This is a genomic window from Cryptosporangium sp. NPDC048952 (assembly GCF_043197895.1).
Classification (GTDB): domain Bacteria; phylum Actinomycetota; class Actinomycetes; order Mycobacteriales; family Cryptosporangiaceae; genus Cryptosporangium.
In genome coordinates this window covers 1,156,294-1,176,220 of record NZ_JBICTY010000001.1, presented here as the reverse complement: position 1 = coordinate 1,176,220, position 19,927 = coordinate 1,156,294, and the positions used below count along the sequence as shown (strand labels likewise).

17 protein-coding genes and 1 pseudogene are annotated in these 19,927 nt (G+C 70.3%); 11 read left to right on the top strand and 7 right to left on the bottom strand.

Annotation, left to right across the window (positions count from 1 at the left end; translation table 11 throughout):
• Window positions 1-180 precede the first annotated feature (180 nt).
• Window positions 181-792, top strand: a pseudogene (locus ACGFY5_RS05540) (hypothetical protein); the annotation flags it as partial.
• A gap of 2,636 nt (window positions 793-3,428) precedes the next feature.
• On the opposite strand, the gene ACGFY5_RS05535 reads toward ACGFY5_RS05540, so the two are convergent.
• The gene (locus tag ACGFY5_RS05535) at window positions 3,429-3,974 is read right to left on the bottom strand and encodes a Uma2 family endonuclease (RefSeq protein WP_392718659.1); all 546 of its coding nucleotides are present in this window, start codon (window positions 3,972-3,974) and stop codon (window positions 3,429-3,431) included.
• A gap of 40 nt (window positions 3,975-4,014) precedes the next feature.
• Complete coding sequence (locus tag ACGFY5_RS05530) at window positions 4,015-4,593, bottom strand: Uma2 family endonuclease (RefSeq protein ID WP_392717626.1); 579 nt, start codon at window positions 4,591-4,593, stop codon at window positions 4,015-4,017.
• Window positions 4,594-4,833: 240 nt separating this feature from the next.
• On the opposite strand from ACGFY5_RS05530, the gene ACGFY5_RS05525 reads away from it, so the two are divergent.
• From ACGFY5_RS05525 to ACGFY5_RS05490, 8 genes are all read left to right on the top strand, one after another.
• Window positions 4,834-5,136: an urease subunit gamma gene (locus tag ACGFY5_RS05525; protein WP_035848995.1), complete on the top strand. Its 303-nt coding sequence runs from the start codon at window positions 4,834-4,836 to the stop codon at window positions 5,134-5,136.
• Window positions 5,133-5,459: an urease subunit beta gene (locus ACGFY5_RS05520; RefSeq protein WP_392717624.1), complete on the top strand. Its 327-nt coding sequence runs from the start codon at window positions 5,133-5,135 to the stop codon at window positions 5,457-5,459. Before ACGFY5_RS05525 ends, ACGFY5_RS05520 begins: the two co-directional genes overlap by 4 nt.
• 70 nt (window positions 5,460-5,529) lie before the next feature.
• Window positions 5,530-7,251, top strand: a complete 1,722-nt coding sequence (locus tag ACGFY5_RS05515) for an urease subunit alpha (RefSeq protein WP_392717622.1) — start codon at window positions 5,530-5,532, stop codon at window positions 7,249-7,251.
• A gap of 13 nt (window positions 7,252-7,264) precedes the next feature.
• Complete coding sequence (locus tag ACGFY5_RS05510; protein ID WP_392717620.1) at window positions 7,265-7,924, top strand: urease accessory protein UreF; 660 nt, start codon at window positions 7,265-7,267, stop codon at window positions 7,922-7,924.
• On the top strand, window positions 7,914-8,651 hold the full coding sequence (gene ureG, locus ACGFY5_RS05505) for an urease accessory protein UreG (RefSeq protein ID WP_392717619.1): 738 nt from the start codon (window positions 7,914-7,916) through the stop codon (window positions 8,649-8,651). Before ACGFY5_RS05510 ends, ureG begins: the two co-directional genes overlap by 11 nt.
• On the top strand, window positions 8,641-9,396 hold the full coding sequence (locus tag ACGFY5_RS05500) for an urease accessory protein UreD (protein WP_392717617.1): 756 nt from the start codon (window positions 8,641-8,643) through the stop codon (window positions 9,394-9,396). The genes ureG and ACGFY5_RS05500 overlap by 11 nt, the downstream gene beginning before the upstream one ends.
• 11 nt (window positions 9,397-9,407) lie before the next feature.
• Window positions 9,408-10,007 carry a TetR/AcrR family transcriptional regulator gene (locus ACGFY5_RS05495; protein WP_392717615.1) on the top strand — a complete coding sequence of 200 codons (600 nt, stop codon included), beginning with the start codon at window positions 9,408-9,410 and terminating at the stop codon, window positions 10,005-10,007.
• A 78-nt stretch (window positions 10,008-10,085) separates the two neighbouring features.
• Window positions 10,086-11,501, top strand: coding sequence for a DHA2 family efflux MFS transporter permease subunit (locus tag ACGFY5_RS05490; RefSeq protein ID WP_392717613.1), 1,416 nt, complete (start codon window positions 10,086-10,088; stop codon window positions 11,499-11,501).
• Here ACGFY5_RS05490 and ACGFY5_RS05485 read toward each other — a convergent pair.
• The gene (locus ACGFY5_RS05485; protein WP_392717611.1) at window positions 11,498-12,160 is read right to left on the bottom strand and encodes an ArsR/SmtB family transcription factor; all 663 of its coding nucleotides are present in this window, start codon (window positions 12,158-12,160) and stop codon (window positions 11,498-11,500) included. The genes ACGFY5_RS05490 and ACGFY5_RS05485 overlap by 4 nt on opposite strands.
• A gap of 60 nt (window positions 12,161-12,220) precedes the next feature.
• On the opposite strand from ACGFY5_RS05485, the gene ACGFY5_RS05480 reads away from it, so the two are divergent.
• Complete coding sequence (locus tag ACGFY5_RS05480) at window positions 12,221-13,459, top strand: MFS transporter (RefSeq protein ID WP_392717609.1); 1,239 nt, start codon at window positions 12,221-12,223, stop codon at window positions 13,457-13,459.
• On the opposite strand, the gene ACGFY5_RS05475 is transcribed toward ACGFY5_RS05480, so the two are convergent.
• From ACGFY5_RS05475 to ACGFY5_RS05465, 3 genes are all read right to left on the bottom strand, one after another.
• Window positions 13,410-13,943 (bottom strand): MOSC domain-containing protein, encoded by a 534-nt coding sequence (locus ACGFY5_RS05475; RefSeq protein WP_392717607.1) that lies wholly within the window; start codon window positions 13,941-13,943, stop codon window positions 13,410-13,412. The two genes, ACGFY5_RS05480 and ACGFY5_RS05475, sit on opposite strands and share 50 nt — an antisense overlap.
• Before the next feature lies 1 nt (window position 13,944).
• Window positions 13,945-16,116: a serine/threonine-protein kinase gene (locus ACGFY5_RS05470; RefSeq protein ID WP_392717605.1), complete on the bottom strand. Its 2,172-nt coding sequence runs from the start codon at window positions 16,114-16,116 to the stop codon at window positions 13,945-13,947.
• Window positions 16,117-16,272: 156 nt separating this feature from the next.
• Window positions 16,273-16,761 (bottom strand): MarR family winged helix-turn-helix transcriptional regulator, encoded by a 489-nt coding sequence (locus ACGFY5_RS05465; protein WP_392717603.1) that lies wholly within the window; start codon window positions 16,759-16,761, stop codon window positions 16,273-16,275.
• A gap of 76 nt (window positions 16,762-16,837) precedes the next feature.
• Here ACGFY5_RS05465 and ACGFY5_RS05460 point away from each other — a divergent pair, with 76 nt between their 5' ends.
• Window positions 16,838-17,656 (top strand): LLM class flavin-dependent oxidoreductase, encoded by an 819-nt coding sequence (locus tag ACGFY5_RS05460; RefSeq protein ID WP_392717601.1) that lies wholly within the window; start codon window positions 16,838-16,840, stop codon window positions 17,654-17,656.
• Here ACGFY5_RS05460 and ACGFY5_RS05455 read toward each other — a convergent pair.
• On the bottom strand, window positions 17,653-19,902 hold the full coding sequence (locus tag ACGFY5_RS05455) for a serine/threonine-protein kinase (RefSeq protein ID WP_392717599.1): 2,250 nt from the start codon (window positions 19,900-19,902) through the stop codon (window positions 17,653-17,655). The two genes, ACGFY5_RS05460 and ACGFY5_RS05455, sit on opposite strands and share 4 nt — an antisense overlap.
• Window positions 19,903-19,927 lie beyond the last annotated feature (25 nt).

Genomic DNA, 19,927 nt, shown 5'->3' with positions numbered 1-19,927 from the left:
CCAGATCAACGTAGGTAGCGAGGGTGCCATCGGGCATCGGCAAGATTACCGGCCCGAGCCTTAATTCGCGTTAATCAATTCTTGCTTAAAAGAACGCATTCATTCTGCGGTACTCCTGAACCATTTCATTCCCTCTCCACTTTCGACAATGGCTGTGACCGAACCGATACGCTGCCGGGCATGTGGACGGACCCCGCGCTCACGTACCGCGGCGCGTTGAACATCCTCGGGAAGTACGACCGTCCGATCTTCGACCGTCTCGAACGACTGGTGTCGGTTTCGGTGCTCGGCGGGGGTCTGCTGGAGCTCGTCGACCCGAAGAACGACGGTGTCCGGCTGCTCCGCGGCTTCGTGGACGGCGTCCACAGCAGGCTGTTGGGCGTTTCGGGGTACGACCGCCTGCAACTGATCGCGGCGGCCCACACGACGCTGGTCGTGTCGTCGTTCTTCGAGGCGCTGCAGGCGCAGCTCGGTCCCGCGTACGGGGATTTGGAGTTCACCGACGAGGAGAAACTGCGGCTCGCGGCGGGGCGGCCCGAGCAGCCACGGCTGGAGGCGTTGACGCGCGCCGCGGTGCCGATTCCGGGGCCGCGATACGGGTTCCGGGAGAACCTCGACGAGCGGTTGACGCCGTACTTCACCCGGGTGGCCGCAGGTTGTGCGGCGTTCGTGAGCGGGCTCGCTGGTGATGTCATTCTTGATGAGGTTGACCTGATTTCGCGTGCCACCGGCACCTACGAGGCGGCGTTCGTGCGGCTCGCGGCAGACGTGCCGGAGTTCGGGCGGTGGCTGATGCTCGGCGAGTCGACGGTGACGCGGCGGGAGGTGCGCGCGTGGGGGTCCGATCTCGTGGCCGGCCAGTCCCGGGCGCTCGAGCTGATCGAGCGGCTGCTGGGCGAGGTGAGCGGGGCCGCACCGCCGCTCTCGACGCTGGACGTCCTGGGCCGGCTCAACCGGAGCGTTCTCGACCGTCCGGTGCTGGGTGATCCGGGGTCCGGAACCGTCACGCTTCCCACCCTGGAGCAGGCGTACGTCGCACCGCAACTGCGGGTCGCGACGGCCGAGCGCGGTGCGTCGCCTGCCGACGAGCGGTGGTGGACCGACCAGCGGCTGATCACGTCCTCCGCGCTGTTCCTCGCCGATTACCTGACCTCGCCGTCGAGCATCAGCACGCCGCTGCTGGTGCTCGGGCTCCCCGGTGCCGGGAAGTCGATGCTGACGCAGATGCTCGCCGCGCGGTTACCGGTCGGAGGGTGGACCGCCGTGCGGGTGCCGCTGCGTCGCGTGCGGGCGGACGCGTCGATCGCGATGCAGATCCAGGAGGCGCTCGACCTCTCGACGCACGGCCGGGTGCAGTGGGGTCAGCTCGTCGAGGACGCGGCGGCTGCCGGAACGACGAGGGTCGTCGTGCTCGACGGTCTGGACGAGTTGATGCAGGCCAGTGGGGCGTCGCAGTCGCGGTACCTGCACGAGGTGGCGGAGTTCCAGGCGGTGGAGGCGTCGCTGGGGCGGCCGGTCGCCGTTGTGGTCACGTCCCGGACGGTGATGGCCGATCGGGTGCTGATTCCGGCGGAGACGCTGATCGTTCGGTTGGAGCACTTCACCGACGAGCAGGTCGCGCAGTGGCTCGCGGTGTGGAATGGGTTGAACGCGGGTTCGCCGGGGTTCCGTGCACTCCCGGTGGTGCCGCCGGCCCTCGCCGAGTTGGGGCGGCAGCCACTGTTGTTGCTGCTGATCGCGTTGTACACCGCCGATCCGTCGGCGCCGTCGCTGGATTCCGGGGTCACCACCGCGGTGCTGTACGAGCGGCTCGTGACGCATTTTCTGCGGCGCGAGGCGCTCAAGGAGCCGCGCGTCGACGTCGACCGGTTCGTCGCCGAGCGGCGGTGGCCGTTGACGGTCGCGGCGTTCGCGATGCTCAACCGCGGCCGGACGTTCGCCACGGGGCCGGAGTTGGAAGCCGACCTGGCCGCGTTCGTCGACGCCGCGCCGGAGCCGCTCGACCAGACGATCCGGACGGTCGGCCGGTTCTTCTTCGTGCACGCGTCGGCCGCCGGGGCGACGCACGGACTGCCGTCCACATACGAGTTCCTGCACTCGACGTTCGGCGAGTACCTGGTGGCGTCGCACCTGGCGGCGCAGCTGCGGCTGATGGCGCGCCAGCACGAGGACGCCCGCGCGTTCGGGCCAGGGCTGGGTGGGATACCGGACAGCGACCGACTGCGCGCCCTCCTCTCACACGTACCGCTGCTGAAGTTCCCCCGAGTCCTGGAGTTCGTCACGGAACTGGCCGGCTCCACGATCCCGAGCGGGGCCGCGACCTCGGGCGGGGATGCCGGTGCGGGCGGCGGGGGCGTCGTGGCGGTGCTGTGCGGGTTGGTCGCGGGGGCGCGGAGCCGGTTGGCGCCCTGGACACCGGCGGCCTACAACCCCCTGGGCCGGGACGCCATCGACCACTACGCGATCTACACCCTGAACCTGGCGTCGCTGGTGGCATCCCTGTCGCCCGAGGGTCGAGTTCCGTTGTCAGCCTTGGCGCCCACGGGTGTGGACGCGGTGCCGTGGTGGCGTTCGCTGGTGCCGCAATGGCGAGCGGCGCTCGACGACGAGGCCTGGCTGGCGGTGGTCGGGGCGCTGACGGTCCGGCCGGGCTGGGTGCTGGAACGCGCCCCCTCCCGCGCACACCTCGGCACCGCCCCTGCGGACTGGCTGGCCCGAGGCGAAGCCCGCCTACTCGGCGACATCCGCCGAGACGCCCACATCGGCGCCGGCGCCGCAGCCTGGCGCGGAACAGTCCCGACCGACATCGAGGCGACGATAATTTTCGCCGGACTGGTCGAGATGCACCTTCACGGCGTAATCCAACCTCGAATCTTTCGCGACGCCGTAGCTTTAGGCGACCGCCTCCCACCCCCGGCTTTCGACTTACTTCTTGGTCTCACCGTCCGAACGTCCGTGTGGCTGACACATCAGCCAGCGCTGAGTCACGACATCGATCGATCCATGGTGCTCGCGCTCGCTGCCGCACGCTTCGTCGCCACTGGACATTTGGCGGGCCCGAACAGCGCTGGGAAGATCGTCGCCTTCCCGAAAGCCGAGGAGAACGACGCTCTCGGCGACGACGCCTTTCAGTCCGTCCGGGAACTCACCAATCCGATGGCGGTCATCCTCTATCCGTCTTGGACACCGCCCCAACGGGACATCACGCCTGCGGATCGGCACCAGTTCCGATTCGGCCGTGGGGACCTCTCGGAGGACCATTACCGCACAGGCGACTCAGAGCCTTCTGCAGACGCCTTCGTAGCCGTTGGAGCGCTTCAGATCAACACCGCTCCGACTGCCGAACGGTTCGCAGACTGGAACACGCTGATGGCCGACGTCTTGGCGCTGGTCCAGCATCGCCTTTCGGTCACACGTGAGTTTGCTGGTCAGCCGAGGGCGTCGAGGTTGAGCGTGATCGGGAACGGAATGTCGGTGGTGAAGGTGCCGCCGCGGACGGTTCGCACGATCTCGGGGTCGCCGTCGGGGGCTAGGCGGTACTCGACGAGGGTCAGGGTGCGGTCGATGAGCCACATCGATGGGATCCCGAAGTCGGCATAGAGCACCGGACGCACTCGCCGATCGAACACTTCGGAATGTGTCGACACAACCTCGACCACCAGCGAGACGTCGCCGGGAACGGCATAGTCCGCCCGCTCGTCGCACAGACGTCTCGGCGCGACCATCACGTCGGGAACGAGCGACCGATGAACCATCTCACCCTCGACGTGGCGAATCTCCACACCGAAGTACGCCCAGGCTCCCGACGGAGCAGCGGCCGCCAATACGTCGCAGACCTCACCGCCCACGTGGTTGTGCCACGGATATGCACGCGGATTGACCACGAGCACCCCATCGACGACCTCTACGCGATACGGAACCTCATCCTGCAGCGCGTCCAACTCAGCAGCGGACCACTCCCAATCGAGCGGCATGGGGATGTGAGCGGGCGGCGGCTTCCTCATCGCGATCAACTCAACCAAGCCGATCGAGATCGATGACCACCGGAAACGGGACGTCGGTCGAGAATCTGCCGCTGGAGAGAACCTGCACGACCTCCGGTCCCCCACTCTGCGTCAACTGGTACTCGGTGAGCCCCTGGCTGCGGTCGAGAACCCACATCCGGGGAAGTCCCCACGCTGCGTAGAGGCGCGGTTTGTGCTCGCGATCGGTGACGACGGAAGACGGGGACACTATTTCGACGACAAGCTGCACTGCAGCGGGTCGCGCGAAGGGCTCTTCTCCGTCGACGAGATCAAAGGGCGCCACAGCGACATCGGGCGCGAGCGACCGACGCACCCTTTCACCGTCGTTCCAGCGAATCTCCAATTCCTCGTAGGCGGTGATGCCCGGCGGCGCGGCGTCCTCCAAAGCATTGGCGATCCGCCGGGAGACAAGGAGATGCCATGGATGGGGTTTGGGACTCACAACCAGGTTCCCGTCGACGATTTCGGTCCGGTAGGGAACGTCATCCCGGAGCGCGTCGAGGAAAGCGTTGGTCCACTCGCCGCCGGGCGGCCACGGAATCGAGTAGTCGAACGGATCCGCGTTCACGACGACCTCCTCGAGCAGCCGGCCGCGCGCGGATCGCACACCACGCACCGCATCGTCAAGGGGCAGGCTATCCGGCTCTACGGGGTGAGCTCGCATGCCTACACTCTTGCACTCGTACCATTGAGCTGGCAACAGCCTTCGTGAACGGGGATCAGGGTGGGGCGGCGAGGCAAAACGTGCTGGTAACAACGCGCGGTTACGCTGCCGGGCGGACTGGCGCCCGAGGATGAGGACGACGCTGTGCACCTGACCCCGCACGAGCAGGAGCGCCTGCTCATCTCCTACGCGGCCGACCTGGCGCAGCGCCGCCGCCAGCGCGGTCTCCGCCTGAACCACCCCGAAGCGGTCGCGGTGATCACCTCGTTCCTGCTCGAAGCAGCACGGGACGGTCGCACCGTTTCCGACCTGATGGAAGCCGGGCGGCACGTGCTCGGCCGGGACGACGTGATGGACGGCGTCCCCGAGATGATCGAGGAGGTGCAGGTGGAAGCGACTTTCCCGGACGGGACCAAGCTGGTCACGGTCCACCACCCCATCCCGTGATCCCCGGCGAGATCCTCGTCGCCGGCGATCCGGTGCCGCTGCTCGAGGGACGCGAGCGGCAGACCCTCGAGGTGACGAACACCGCGGACCGACCGATCCAGGTCGGCAGCCACTACCACTTCGCGGCCGTGAACACCGGCCTGAGCTTCGACCGCCGCGCGGCCTGGGGCTACCGCCTCGCGATCCCGTCGGGTACCGCGGTGCGGTTCGAGCCGGGCGTGGTGCGCGAGGTCGATCTCGTCGCGATCGCCGGCACCCGCGATGTCCCCGGCCTCCGCCCCGAGTTCGCCGGCCTCCTCGACGAACGGGGCCCCGAGGCATGACGGCAGCCGCGCCCAGCCCTCGCCCGCAACGCGGCCGGGATGCCGCGTCCCTCGACCCGGGAGCCGCCGCGTGACCGACAGCATCGACCGGAGTCGGTACGCCCTTCTCTACGGCCCCACCACCGGCGACCGCGTCCGGCTTGCCGACACCGACCTGCTGATCGAGGTCGAGCAGGACCTCTCCCGGGGCCCGAGCGCCGGCGAGGAGGTCGTGTTCGGCGGCGGCAAGGTCATCCGCGAGTCGATGGGCCAGTCCCGTGTCACCCGCGCCGACGGCGCCCCCGACCTGGTGATCACCGGTGCGCTGATCCTCGACCACTGGGGCATCGTCAAAGCCGACATCGGCGTCAAGGACGGCCGGATCGTCGGCATCGGCAAGGCCGGCAACCCGGACACTCAGGACGGGGTCGACCCCCGACTGGTCATCGGCCCGTCCACCGAGGTCCTCGCCGGCAACGGGAAGATCCTCACCGCCGGTGGCATCGACAGCCACGTCCACCTCATCGCACCCCAGCAGATCGAGGAGGCGCTCGGCTCGGGCATCACCACCTGGATCGGCGGCGGCACCGGACCGGCCGAGGGCACGAAGGCGACGACGGTCACCGCGAGCGCCTGGTACCTGGCCCGCATGCTCGAGGCCCTCGACGACTACCCGATCAACGTCGCGCTGCTCGGCAAGGGCAACACGGTGTCCGCCGAGTCCATGGTCGAGCAGCTCAAAGCGGGTGCGTCCGGATTCAAGCTGCACGAGGACTGGGGCTCGACGCCGTCCGCCATCGACGCCTGCCTCAGAATCTGCGACGAGTACGGCGTCCAAGCAGCCCTGCACACCGACACGCTGAACGAGGCCGGGTTCGTCGAGGACACGATCGCCGCGATCGGCGGCCGCGGCATCCACACGTACCACACCGAGGGTGCCGGGGGCGGCCACGCTCCGGACATCATCACGGTCGCCAGCCACCCGAACGTGCTGCCGAGTTCGACCAATCCCACCCGGCCGCACACCGTCAACACGCTCGACGAACATCTCGACATGTTGATGGTCTGCCACCACCTGAACCCGGCCGTCCCGGAGGACCTCGCGTTCGCCGAGAGCCGGATCCGGCCGTCGACGATGGCCGCCGAGGACGTACTGCACGACCTGGGCGCGATCTCGATGATCGGCTCCGACAGTCAGGCGATGGGGCGGGTCGGCGAGGTCGTGATGCGGACCTGGCAAACCGCGCACGCGATGAAGCGCCGGCGTGGGTCGTTGCCCGGTGACACGGTTGCGGACAACGCGCGCGCCAAGCGGTACATCGCGAAGTACACGATCGTTCCGGCGGTCGCGCACGGCCTGGAGGGAGAGGTCGGGTCGGTCGAGATCGGGAAGCTCGCGGATCTCGTGCTGTGGGATCCGAAGTTCTTCGGGGTCCGGCCGCACGTCGTCGTGAAGGGCGGGATGATCGCGTGGGCGCAGATGGGTGACGCGAATGCGTCGATCCCGACGCCGCAGCCGATCTTTCCCCGGCCGATGTGGGGCGCGCGGCCGCAGGTCGCCAGCGCTACCAGTGTCCACTTCGTTGCCCCGATCGCCGTTGAAGACCGTCTGGCGGACCGGCTCGCCGTGCGGCGTCGGTTGGCCGCCGTTGCTGATGTGCGACGTCGGGGCAAGGCCGATCTGCCGCTGAACGACGCGTTGCCGGAGATCCGCGTCAACCCGGACACGTTCGCGGTGCACGTGAACGGTGAGCTGATCGAGGAAGCGCCGGCGGCGGAGTTGCCGATGGCTCAGCGCTACTTCCTGTTCTGATGGACACGGACTGATGCGCCAGGCCCTCCTGCTCCTCGCGGACTCCCGGCTGCCGGCCGGGGCGCACGCCCACAGTGGTGGGATCGCCCCGGCCGTCGACGCGGGCCTGGTCGACCACGACCTCGCCCGGGTCATGGCCTTCCTCCACGGCCGCCTCCACACCGCAGGCCTCCTCTCCGCCGCGGTAGCCGCCCGCGCGTGCCATCTCGCCGAACACTCCGGTTGGGACGACCTCGACGGGGAGGTCGATGCTCGGACGCCGGCGCCTGAGGTGCGGAGGGTGTCCCGCGCGCAAGGGCGGGCGTTGCTGCGGGTGGCGAAGAACGCGTTTCCGCACCCCGGATACGCAACGCTCGGCACGCGCCCCCACCACCCGATCGCACTCGGGGTAGCGGCCCACGCGGCCGGCGGGACTCCCGAAGAGGCCGCCGCACTCGCCGTCGCACACGCGGTCAGCGGCCCGGCGTCCGCAGCAGTGCGGTTGTTGGGGCTGGACCCACTGGCCCTGACCGCCGCCCACGCGGCCCTGACCACGACGGCGGACGCGGTGGTGGCCGACGCCACCCGCTACGCCGACCAACCCTCGGACGCGCTCCCCGCGCCGTCCGCTCCCCTACTGGACCTGCTGGCGCAGGCCCACGCCCGCTCGGAGGTGCGTCTCTTTGCTTCCTGATGCTCACACCCAGGCACACGCCAACGGCGAACCCCACGACCACGACGTCTTCGAACAGCACGCCCCGCTCACTGGCGACCTGGCCCCCCGTACCCCGGGGAGGGCGTTCCGCGTGGGAGTCGGCGGCCCCGTCGGCTCCGGCAAGACCGCGCTGGTCGCCGCACTGTGCCGCACGCTCGGCCCGGAACTGCAGCTCGGCGTCGTCACGAACGACATCTACACGACCGAGGACGCGGACTTCCTCCGCCGCTCGGGCGTGCTCGCCCCGGACCGCATCGCCGCCGTGGAGACCGGTTGCTGCCCGCACACCGCGGTACGCGACGACATCACCGCGAATCTCGACGCGGTGGAAGGCCTCGAGGAGTCGTTCGCTCCGCTCGAACTCGTGCTGGTCGAGAGCGGCGGCGACAACCTGACGATGACGTTCAGCCGCGGTCTCGTCGACGTGCAGTTGTTCGTGCTGGACGTGTCCGGAGGCGACAAGGTGCCGCGCAAGGGCGGACCGGGCGTCACCGGCTCCGACCTGCTCGTCATCAACAAGACCGACCTGGCCCCGCTCGTCGGCGCCGACCTCGGTGTCATGGACCGCGACTCCGCCGCCGTGCGACGCGGCAAGCCCGTGGTTTTCCAGTCGCTGCGCGAGGACCCGTCGGCGTCGACGGTGGCCGAATGGATCCGGGACGCACGGCTGGGCTGGCTGAAAGACGGCATGGCCGTTGCGGGCTAGCGCGCGTGCGGTCGTCGAACGGGACGGCGACCGCACGGTCTTCCGTGAGATGGCGTCGCAGCCGCCGATCGTGCTGCGAAAGACCGACCGCGGGCTCACGATGGTCACCGGCGCTGCCGGGCCGCTCGGCGGTGACCGCACCGATCTGACGGTCACCGTGGGCGACGGCGCCTCCCTCGCCGTGGGCTCCGCCGGTGCCGCGCTGGCGTTGCCCGGCCCCCACGGCGGTTCGAGTTCCGCGCTGGTCAGCCTGAACGTCGGTTCCGGGGCCTCGCTCCACTGGGAACCCCAGCCGCTGGTCGTGGCCCGCGGCGCGGACCACGTCACCTCGCTGGAGGTCTCGCTCGCCGACACGGCCCGCCTCACACTGACCGAGACGGTGGTCCTCGGCCGCCACCACGAAGCACCCGGCCGCCTCCGCACCCGCTGGCGCGTCCGCCGCGCAGGCCGGATGCTGCTCGCCCAGGACCTGGACGTCGGCACCGGCGCCCCACCCGGATGGAACGGACCCGCCGTACTGGGCGGTTCCGTGGTCCAGTCGACAGCCCTCACCGTCGTGCCTTCCGCCTTTCAGATCGACGATATTCCGGTGACCACCGTGGGCGGGGTCCGGTGCGACGTCCTACCGCTAGCCGACGAGTCGGCGGTACTGGTGGTGGCGATCGGCCCCGACACCGTCCGAGTAGGCCGGGCCGTGACCGCCGCCCTGGGCCATCTCCACTTGACGAGCGCGCGGGCGCGGTAAACACTTACTGCGTGGCGGACAGTAGAGAAGCGCTCCTTGCGGCCGCCGCCGAGGAGTTCGCCCAGTTCGGGCTGCACGGCGCCCGCATCCGCGCGATCGTCGCCAAGGCGGGCGTCAACGAGCGCATGATCTACCACCATTTCGGCAACAAAGAGGGCCTTTACGGCGCGGTCATGGACGACCAGCGCCGCGCGGTCGCCCAAGCCTGGTGGCCGGCTCTCGAAAAGGCTCAGACGATGGAGCCGATCGAAGGCATGCGCTATGCCCTCCGCGCGTCGCTCGAGATCACGCTGACCCACCCGTACCGATCGGCGCTTTTCATCCAGGAGCAGCTCGCCGGGCACTTCGGCACGCTGCACCCCACCACCATCGACCAGTTGCCCGCTCCCCTGCGCGACCTGTACGAGCGCGGGCAGCACGACGGCGTGTTCCGCGCCGACCTCCCGTTCGCGATCGCCTACAGCACCGCGATCGGTTCGATCTTCGCGATGGGTGCGACCAGCGGACAGACGTTCAACCGGCTGGTGAACCTCCTGAACGTCGACGAAGAATTCGCCAAGGACCTGATCATCGACCAGTTCGTCCAGGGCATGACACCGCCTCGTCTCTGAGCTCTCACCTGGCCGCCAGCCCCAACCAGCATTGCAGTAACTGTTTACCGCGCAGTAAATGTTTACGGAGGAGGAATCGTGACCGTCACGGAGGACAACACCCGCTTGACCCCCGACCTACTCAAACTCGCCGGCGTCATCATGCTCGGCGCGATCATGATGCAGCTGGACGTCACGATGACGAACATTGCGACGAACACCCTGCTCGCGGACTTCGACACGACGCTCTCGACGATCCAGTGGATCAGCACGGGCCCGCTGCTGGCGATGGCGAGCGTCATCCCGATCGCCGGCTGGGCACTCGAGCGGTTCGGCGCCCGGACGATGTGGATGCTGACGCTCGCGGTGTTCCTGGTCGCCTCGGTGCTGTGCGGGTGCGCGTGGTCGGTCGAGAGTCTGATCGCGTTCCGGATCCTCCAGGGCGTCGGCGCCGGACTGATTCTGCCGCTCGCCCAGTCGATCCTGGCGATCGCGGCGGGACCCGCACGAATGGGCCGCGTCATGGCGACGATCGGCATCCCGGCGCTGCTCGGGCCGGTGCTAGGCCCGGTGCTCGGTGGGCTGATCGTGACGAATCTGAGCTGGCGCTGGATCTTCTTCGTCAACGTGCCGATCTGCCTGATCGCCCTGGTGCTCTCCCCCCGGTTCCTGCCGGGGGCGCGGGGCGACGCGCCGCGCGTCGATCTGGATCTTCTGGGTCTGATCCTGTTGGCCCCCGCGTTCGCGGCGATGATCTACGGGTTCGCCGAGGCCGGTCGCTCCGGCAGCTTCCTGCACACGCCGGTGATCGCGCCGGTGCTCGTCGGCCTGGCGCTGTTGGCCGGATTCGCGATCCATGCGGCGCGGCTCGGCGGCCGGGCGCTGGTGGATGTCCGGTTGCTGCGGGTGCGGTCGTTCGCCGCGGCGGCGGGTGTGATCACGCTGGCCAGCGGGGTGATGTTCGGAGCGCTCGGGTTGTTGCCGCTCTACTTCCAGCAGGTGCGGGGTGAGGATGCGCTGCACACCGGGCTGTTGATGATTCCGCTGGGGCTCGGGATGGGCCTGTCGCTGATCCTCGGTGGACGGTTGGCCGATCGTTTCCCGCCGGCGCCGATGGTCGCGGCAGGGCTCGTGCTCGGGGCCGTGGGTGGCCTGGGGTACACGCAGCTGGCCGCCGACACCGGTTACCCGGCGATCAGCCTGGCGCAGCTGGCGAGCGGGCTGGGAATCGGCGCGGTGCTGGTGCCGGTGATGACCACCGCGATGCGTGGTCTCACCCCGGACGCAATTCCGCGCGCCAGCGTGGCGGTGCGGATCTTCCAGCAGCTGGGTGGGTCGGTGGGAAGCGCGATTCTGTTCGTGGTGCTGCAGCGGCAGGTCACTACCGGCGGGGCGCCGTCACCCGCCGCTGTCGCGTCGGCGTTCGGGGGGACGTTCTGGTGGGTGGTCGGCATCGCGGTCGTCGCGTTGATCCCGACGCTGTTCCTCCCCCGCCATCTCGCGTCTAGGAGCTAGGCGAGGAGGGGTTCCAGGTCGGGGTGCTCGATGAGGCTGCGGGGGGACGGGCCCGGCAGCAGGAGGCCTCGGCGGAGCAGGCTGCGGAGGATTTCGCTGCCCAGCGCTCCGCCGAGGTGGGGGCGGCCGGCGGTGGCGTCCAGGCAGCCCACCGCCAGCTTCCTGCGGCGGACCTGCGGATACGGCACGTCGAGCCGGGTCAGCGCGGCGTCCAGGTTGTCGCCGACGGTCAGCACGGACTCCGCCTCGGGGCCCGGTATCAACGCCCCGTCCGCGACGAGCCGATCGAGCAGCCGGACCCCGGCCTCCCCGGCGAGGTGGTCGTAACAGGTCCGAGCCTGCGCGAACGCCGACGGCCCCCCGTCGAGGCTTGCACGTTTTGGAGGGTCATACCCCGCCAGAACGTTCACGGCTGAGAGGAGCGCGTGGACGGCGTCGGGGTCGGGGAGGCGGTAGCGAGTGGAGCGGCCGGTCCGGATCGGTTCGACCAGGCCGGCCGCGCGCAAGGTGGCCAGGTGGTTGCCCAGCCGGGACGGGGTGACGCCGAGCCGCTCGGCAAGTGCGGCCTGAGCCGCCTCCCCCTCGCTCATGAGCACCTGCAACACCTCGAAGCGGATCGGCTCCCCGATCGCACCGAGCACGTCCGCGAGGTCCACCACGGCAGGCTCCCTTCACGCCACTGGGTTTGATCCTGCCCGACACTGACAATTCATGATCCCATGAAACACGATCGCGTGAGTGGCCGACTACTCCTCGGCGCCGGGATCAACGGAGTCGGCGGCGGACTGTGGTTCACGATCTGGGCGCTGTACCTGACCCGGGTCGTGGGCCTGTCCCCCGGCGAACTCGGGCTCTCGCTGACCGTGGCGGGCGTGGTCGGCATCGCGCTCTCGTTGCCGGGCGGCGCGCTCGCCGATCGGGTCGGCGCGCGCCGGGTGTCGCTGACGATCAACCTGGTGCGCGCGGTCGCCTGCCTCGCGTTCCTCCGCGTCGACGGCATGCTCGCGCTGACGCTCGTCGCCGCGGTGTTCAACGGCGCCCAGGTGGTGGGCTCCGGCGTCGGCAACGCGCTGATCACCGGGCTCTTCACCGGCGACCGGCGGGTGACGATGCTCGCCCGGTCACGGGCGGCCGTGCACGCGGGCAACACGGTCGGCGCCGGGCTGGGCGCGGCGGTGCTCGCTGTCGACCAGCAGTGGGCGTACGTCGCGGCGATCGTCGGGAACGCGGTGACGTTCGTCGTCAACGCGCTGCTGCTGGCCGGGGTGCCGGAGACGCCGAAGGGGCGTCGGCTCAGCCGCTGGGCCGGGTTGCGTGGCACTGCGATCCGGGATCGCCGCTATCTGGCGGCGATGGTGCCGATCACCGCGCTCACGGCGTGCTGGGCAGTGCAGTCGACCGGCATTCCACTGTGGGTGGTGTCGTCGACGGACGCCCCGGCGGTGGTCGCGGCCGGCACCGTGATCGTGAGCTCGGTGCTGATCGCGGCGCTGCAGACCGCGGTGAGCGCCCGGATCACGACGATCCGGCGAGGCGCCAGGGCGGCGGCGCTCAGCGGCGTGGTGCTGGCCGTGAGCTGTCTCGTGTTCGTGCCCGCCGCGTGGGTCGGCGCCGGGTGGGCAGTGGTGATCGTGCTGGTCGGTGGGCTGCTGCACGTCGCCGGGGAACTGCTGTTCGTCTCGGGGCAGTGGGGCGTGTCGGTCGGGTTGATGCGTGAGGAGTGCCGCGGCGAGTACCAGGGACTCAACGCGACGATGACCGGCGCCGTCCAGGAGTTCGCCCCCGCCGCGGTGGCGGCGCTCGTCGGCGGACTCGGTGCGCAGGGCTGGCTCGCGCTGGCCGGCTTCTTCGTGTTCTGCGCTGGCCCGATCGTGCCCCTGGCCGCCCGCGCCGCCGCGAACCGCCCCGTCAGACCCGCTCCAACGCCCGGTGCGGCAACGGCGGCAGCGACACCGTGACGGAATCCCCAGGTCGAACCACACCCCCGCCGAGCACGACGCCCATCACCCCCGCCTTGCGCACGAGCTCACCCCGCTCGTCCTTCGTGAGCACCTGCCTGAGCAACCCCGACCGGTACCCGTTGATCTGCCCGCACGGATTCCGCAGCCCGGTGATCTCCACCGTCGCCTCCGAGCCGAGCCGCAGCACGGCGCCGGTCGGCAGCGCCAACAGATCGATCCCGCGGGTCAGGACGTTTTCCCCGAGCCCGCCCGGCGCCAGGTCGAAGCCGTCGAGCTCGTCGAACAGCTCGCTCTGGATCAGGTGGACCTGCCGCAGATTGGGCTGGGTGGGATCCGCCGCGACTCTGGACCGGTGCTGCACGGTGACGCCCGCGTGCGCGTCTCCCTCGATGCCCAGGCCGGTCAGCAGCACGATCTCCTCGACCGGGTGCTTGCTGAAGTGGTGCTCGGAATCCTTGCTCACGGAGACGACGACGCTCACGTCACCACGGTAGACGGGACAGGCCTCCGGCGGGTGTACGGCGATAGAGGCTGCGGACACGATCACCCGACGAGTTCTCCTGCTCGGCGACGAGGTAGACCGTCCCGTTGCCGGTCGCGGCGATCGAGATCGTCCGGAGGGTCGCCACCGGGCGGACGAATCCCTGCGGGTCGATCCGGCGGGCGTCGCTGCCGCCGAGGTAGACCGAGCCGTCGGCGGTGACCGCCAGCGTGTAGACGCTCGGGAGTCCGACGGTGGTGGCCTGGACGTTGTTCCTGAACGGTCCGCTGCTGCCGTCGCCCGCGTACGTCCGGATGAAGCCGGACCCCACCCGGACCTCGCGGATGCGGCGATTGCCCTGGTCGGCGACGTAGAGGCGGTCACCGGACGGGTCCACCGCGACCGCCGTCGGGGCGTTGAGCAGCGCCCAGCTCCCGTACAGGCCGTCGCCGTCGAAACCGGGCTGGCCGGTGCCGACGTAGGCCTCGACCCGACCGTCGGGCTTCACCCGGCAGACCCGGTTGCGCTGCTGCTCGGAGACCCAGAGCACGCCCTGCGGGCTGACGGCGATCGAGAACGGCTCGGAGAGGCGTACCTGGTCGGCCCGGAACCGGGTGTTCAGCGCGTGCGTGCCGCCGCCGACCACGGTGCTGATCCGGCCGTCCGCAGTGACCTTGCGGATCCGGCGGTTGCCGACGTCGGCGATGTAGAGGTTGCCGTTGCCGTCGACCGCGAGTGGGCCGGGTTCGCTGAGTTCGGCGTCGACGGCCCGGTCGCCGTCACCGGAGTAACCGTCGCGCCCACTGCCGGCGACGACGGTGCCGCCCGAGCCGCGGACGGCAGCCGAGTCGAAGCGGCGGACCTGGCTGTGCGCCGGATCGGAGACGTAGAGGGCGCTGCCGAACGCTACGACACCGCCCGGCCCGGGGACGACGTGCGGGCCGGTCGAGAGCGTGCTGACGCCGAATCCGACCACTACCGCGACGAGCACCGCGCCGAGCAGCGCCGCGCCGATCGCCACTGCGCGGCCGCGCAGAGCCGGGTTGATGCGGGGCTCCGGGGGGCGCAGGAGCCAGTCCGGGGTCGCGGTGACGACGAGCGCGCCCGAGCGTCGGCCTGCCGTGCTGGTGAGCGAAAGCTTCTCAGCGGCGGAGCCCGACTTTGCCGCCGCCGACTCCGACGCTGCCGGATCGGGCAGGACCTCGTCGAGGCGGGCCGGTGGCAGGCCCCAGGGCCAGTCCGGCAACTTCCGCCCGACCGTCGTGTCGAACGAGCGGATCGGGCTGGTCGCCCGGGCGGCGTCGCGGACCTCCTCGTCCACCCGGACCGGAAGCCCCGCCCGGGCGAGCCAGTCCCCGCCGAACGACGCGGCCGCCGCGGACGCCAGGTCCAGGGCGTACGAACGGGCCGTCGGCTGCCGGTCGTCGATGTCCTTGGCCAGCCCCCGCAGCACGACTCCGGCCACCCGAGCGGCGACGTCCGGCATCGGCGGCGGCTCCTGGCTCAGGTGCGCGAGCAGCATCGCCGGGGGCGGCAGGTCCACGGCGAACAGCGGACGCCCGGTCAACAGCTGGTACAGCACGACGCTCAGCGAGTACAGGTCCGTGCCCGGCCCGAGCCGACCGAGCGCCGCCTGCTCGGGCGCCATGTACACCGGCGAACCGACGAACGAACTCGACGCCGCCGACGTCTCCTCGACGAGCTTCGCGATGCCGAAGTCGGTCACTTTCACCGCACCGTCGCCGGCGAACAGCAGATTGTCGGGTTTCACGTCGCGGTGCAGCACCCGCCGGCCGTGGGCGGCGTCCAGCGCGTCGGCGACCGCGAGGCCCAGCGCGCACGCGTACTCCGGGCTGACCCGTTCCAGCCCGCGCTCCCCCAGGCTGCCGCCGCTCAGCCGTTCCATCACCAGCAGGAACAACCCGCTGTGCTCCACGTAGTCGTGCAGCCGCACGACGTGCGGGTGGTCCAGTTCGGACAAGACGCGCGCTTCGGCGCGGAACCTGCCTTCCTCGACGGAGTCCCCCGGCCGCCCCAAAACCTTGATGGCGACGTCACGCGCGAGCTGCCGGTGGCGCGCGGCGAGAACGAGACCGAACGCGCCACGGCCGAGTTCTTCGCCCAGCACGTAGCCGGGCAGTGCCTCCTCGATGCGCGCGCGATCGACGATCATTCACGTCGTCCCAGTTTTGTTGGTGGCACAGCCGGTTGATGGCACGGTTCGCGTGCAATTTTCCTAGCTTTGCCACGGAATCCACAACGCACACCGAGTCTCAACCGCGCAACGGCGCGGCGGTGATCAACGGACAACCAGGATGCGGCGCCGGTTTCAGCCGGGCGGGCCCCGAAAGCCGGGATGAACTCCGGGGCGCTGCTCCCGCAGTACGGCCAAGCGGACGAGGAGTGCGTGGAGTTGGGCGCGCTCGGAGTCGTCGAGTCCTGCGCACACCTCGTCGTCGTGGGAGACCGCCAGGCCACCGAGCTCCGTGAGCAGCTCCATGCCGAACGCGGTGACGTGCAGCGACGACAACCGGCGGTCGTCGGCGTTGCGGCGGCGAGCCAGCAGACCGCGCTCCTCGAGGCCGTCGATCAACGCGACCATGCGGCTCGGCGGAGTGCCGAGTTGGGCGGCGAGCGCCTGCTGACTCTGCCCGGGCCGCCCGGCGACCAGACGCAGCAGGCCGGCCTGCGGGGGCGTCAGATCAAGCGCGGCGACCCGCTCGGCGAACATCCGCGCCGACAACGCACCCAGTTGGGAGAGCAGGAACGCGCTCGTGCCTTCGGGCGGCGCGCCCTCGGCCGGACAGGCGGGTTCCACGCCAAAACCGTAGCACTTGACGAATGCTATACATCTAGTAATCGTTACAAGCGCGAACGATTATCGGGAGGAACCGATGACGGATCGAAGGTTTCGCTTCAGCGTGGTCGCCGGCCAGAACATGACCGGCACCGACTGGATCGCCCTCGCCCGGCGAGCCGAGTCGCTCGGCTACGACGTGCTGCTCATCCCCGACACCGACCACCTCGGCGCGCCCTTCCCCACCGCCGCGCTCGCCGCCGGTGCCACCACCACCCTGCACGTCGGCACGTACGTGCTGGTAGCTCCGGTGCGCACGGCGGCGTCGATCGCGCACGAAGCGTCCACCATGCATCGGCTCACCGAGGGTCGCTTCGAGCTCGGCCTCGGCACCGGTCGGCCGGGCGCCGAGCGGCTCGCCGAGATGTTCGGCACCGAGTTCCCGCCTGCCGCCGAGCGCATCGCGCGCGTCGGGGCCGCTGTCGACGCCGTCCGCGCGCAGGAGCACAGCCCGCGGATCCTGATCGCCGCCGGGGGCCCGAAGATCCTCGCGCTGGCGGGCCGGGTCGCCGACACGGTGGCGTTCGCGCTGCCCCCGAGCGCCGACGAGGCGGCGCACGCCCGAGCCGCCGCGGTCGTCAGAGACGCGGCCGGCGACCGATTCGACGACATCGAGCTCGCGTCGCGGCTGATGGTGGTGGGCGACCGGGTGGTGCCCGGCGTCCAGCAGTGGCTCGGTGGGACGCCGGCCGAGCTCGCGGCGGCCGGGTCCACCGCCGTGCTGATGGGCACGCCGACCGAGATGGCCGGCAAGCTGTCCCGGTTCCGCGACAACACCGGCGTGTCCTACATCGCCGCTGACGTCGCCGCGATGGAGGACCTGGCGCCGGTCGTCGAACGCCTCGCCGGGACCTAGCTGTCTTCCACCTCGGTCACCGTTCCGGCCGACGTCCGCTTGTAGATCGTGTTCTTCGAGAGGTAGTACACGTCGCCGTTGCGGCCCGCCGCGACGGCGTCGATGTACTGGCTCTTGACCAGTTCCCGCGCCGACCCGCCGTCCTTGAGCTCGCACAGCCCGTACGACCCGACGTAGAGCTCACCGGCGTCGCCGATCGCGAGCGTGTCGGGCCCGTTGAAGACGACCTTCGACGGGCAGTCGGCGAGCGTGCCGCCGCCCGCGACCGCAGCAGGGGTGTCGTCGCCCGGCTGGAAGCCCCAGATCAGCTTGTGGCCGCGGTCGGCCACGTAGATCCGGCCGTCGCTGCCGATCGCGATCGAGCGGATCGACTGGATGGCGTCCGCGTCGGAGTTCGTCTCGCCCTCGTCGTTGGTGGCGTTCTTGACGACGGTGGCCAGCCCGCCGTTCTGGTTGAGGCGGCGGACGCGCTGGGTGCCGCTGCCGGACTCGGCGATGTAGAGCTGCCCGCTGCGGCTGGTCGCGATCACGAAGAAGTTCGGGAGCTTGGCGGCCTGCGCGTCCGTGATGTCGTCGTCCTCCTCGATCGTCGGCTTCGCGCCGACCACCGTGCGGATCTTGCCGTCGGAGGTGACCTGCCGCACCCGGCCCTCGGCGGTGTCGGCGATGTAGAGGCTGCGCTCGGGGCCGAGCGCGAGCGACTGCGGGAACGCCAGCTGGGCCTTCACGGCCTGTCCGCCGTCACCACCGGAGCCGGCGGTGACCTCGGGTCCGGTGCCGGCGAAGACGCTGACCGCACCCGAGGGGCTGACCTTCCGGACCTGCCGGTTGGAGACGTCGCTCAGGTACAGGTTGCCGTCCGAGTCGACGATCATGCCGCGCGGCGTCGACGTGCGGATCGTGCGCACGTCGTTGTCGGAGTCGGACTTCCAGGGCGCGATCGCGACGAGCGCGGATCCGCCGATGATGCCGAGGGTGACGAGCGTGCTCAGGCCGACGACCCAGCGGCGCCGGTACCAGGGCTTGCGCGGTGGTTCGTCGCCACCGAATCCGTCGTCGAAGGCGTCCGGCGGTGGAACGTCGTCCGGCGGCCCGTCGTTCGGGTGGACGGTCTCGGTGATCGTCGAGTGCCGACCGGTCGCACCGAACGCCTGGCGGGCGCGGCGCGTGACCTCCGATTCGGACTCCGCGAACGAACCGGCCGGATCCGGCGGGGCCGTGACGACTCCCCCGCCGCCGATCGGCGCGCCGCTGGTCGGTGCGGCTCCGGCGGGTGCCGACGCCGGGCTGGTCGACGCCGGGAGCGCCACGCTCGCCCGCGCGCTCACCGGCCGGGCGTCGATGTCGACGTTGCCGCCGCGCGCGCCGTCCCGGCCCCGTGCGGCGTCGCGGACCCGGCCGCTGACCCGGATCGGCACCGACACCTGGTCGAGCCAGTCGGATCCGAGCGCACCCGCGGCCGCGGATCCCAGTTCGACAGCGAACTCGTGACCCGACCGTGGCCGGTCGTTGGCGTTCTTGCTCAGCGCCCGGTCGAGCACCGCCGCCAGCGGCCGCGGAACGTCGGACAGCCACGGTGGGGGCACGTTGACGTGGTGGTGCAGCAGCGCGGAGAGCGGCAGCTCCCGGCTGAACGGCAGGTGCCCGCTGAACAGCTCGTACAGGACGACGCCGAGCGAGTAGACGTCGGTCGCCGGGCCGAGCCGGAACCCCTGGATGCGTTCCGGAGCCGTGTAGGCCGGTGTTCCGGACGCCGCACTGATCAGCGAAGCGCCGTCGGAAACCGTTCCGAAGCCCACGAGCTTGAGCGTTCCGTCGGAGCTGTACAGCAGGTTGTCCGGGCGGACGTCCCGGTGCAGGATCCCGCGCGCGTGCACGGCGCCCAGAGCGTCCGAGACGGCCAGACCCGCGCCGCAGGCCTCCACACCGGTCAGACCGGGGCGTTGGTGCAGCATCGGCCCGTTGAGGCGTTCCATGACCAGGAGACACAGGCCTTCGTGTTCCACATAGTCATGAATCCGCACGATGTGCGGATGGTCGAGCTCGGCGAGCGATGTGGCTTCGGAGACGAACCGCTCCCGCAGCGGTCCGTCGGTGTCGCCGTCGGCCAGCACTTTGACCGCAGCCTGCCAGCCGATACGACGATGACGTGCGGCGTAGACGACGCCGTAGCCACCACGTCCGATCCGATCCCCGAACTCGAATGCGGGTAACGCGGCGTCGAGACGCGCACGATTCATGAGCATGGCAAGCACCCGTCCAGTTCCTCGG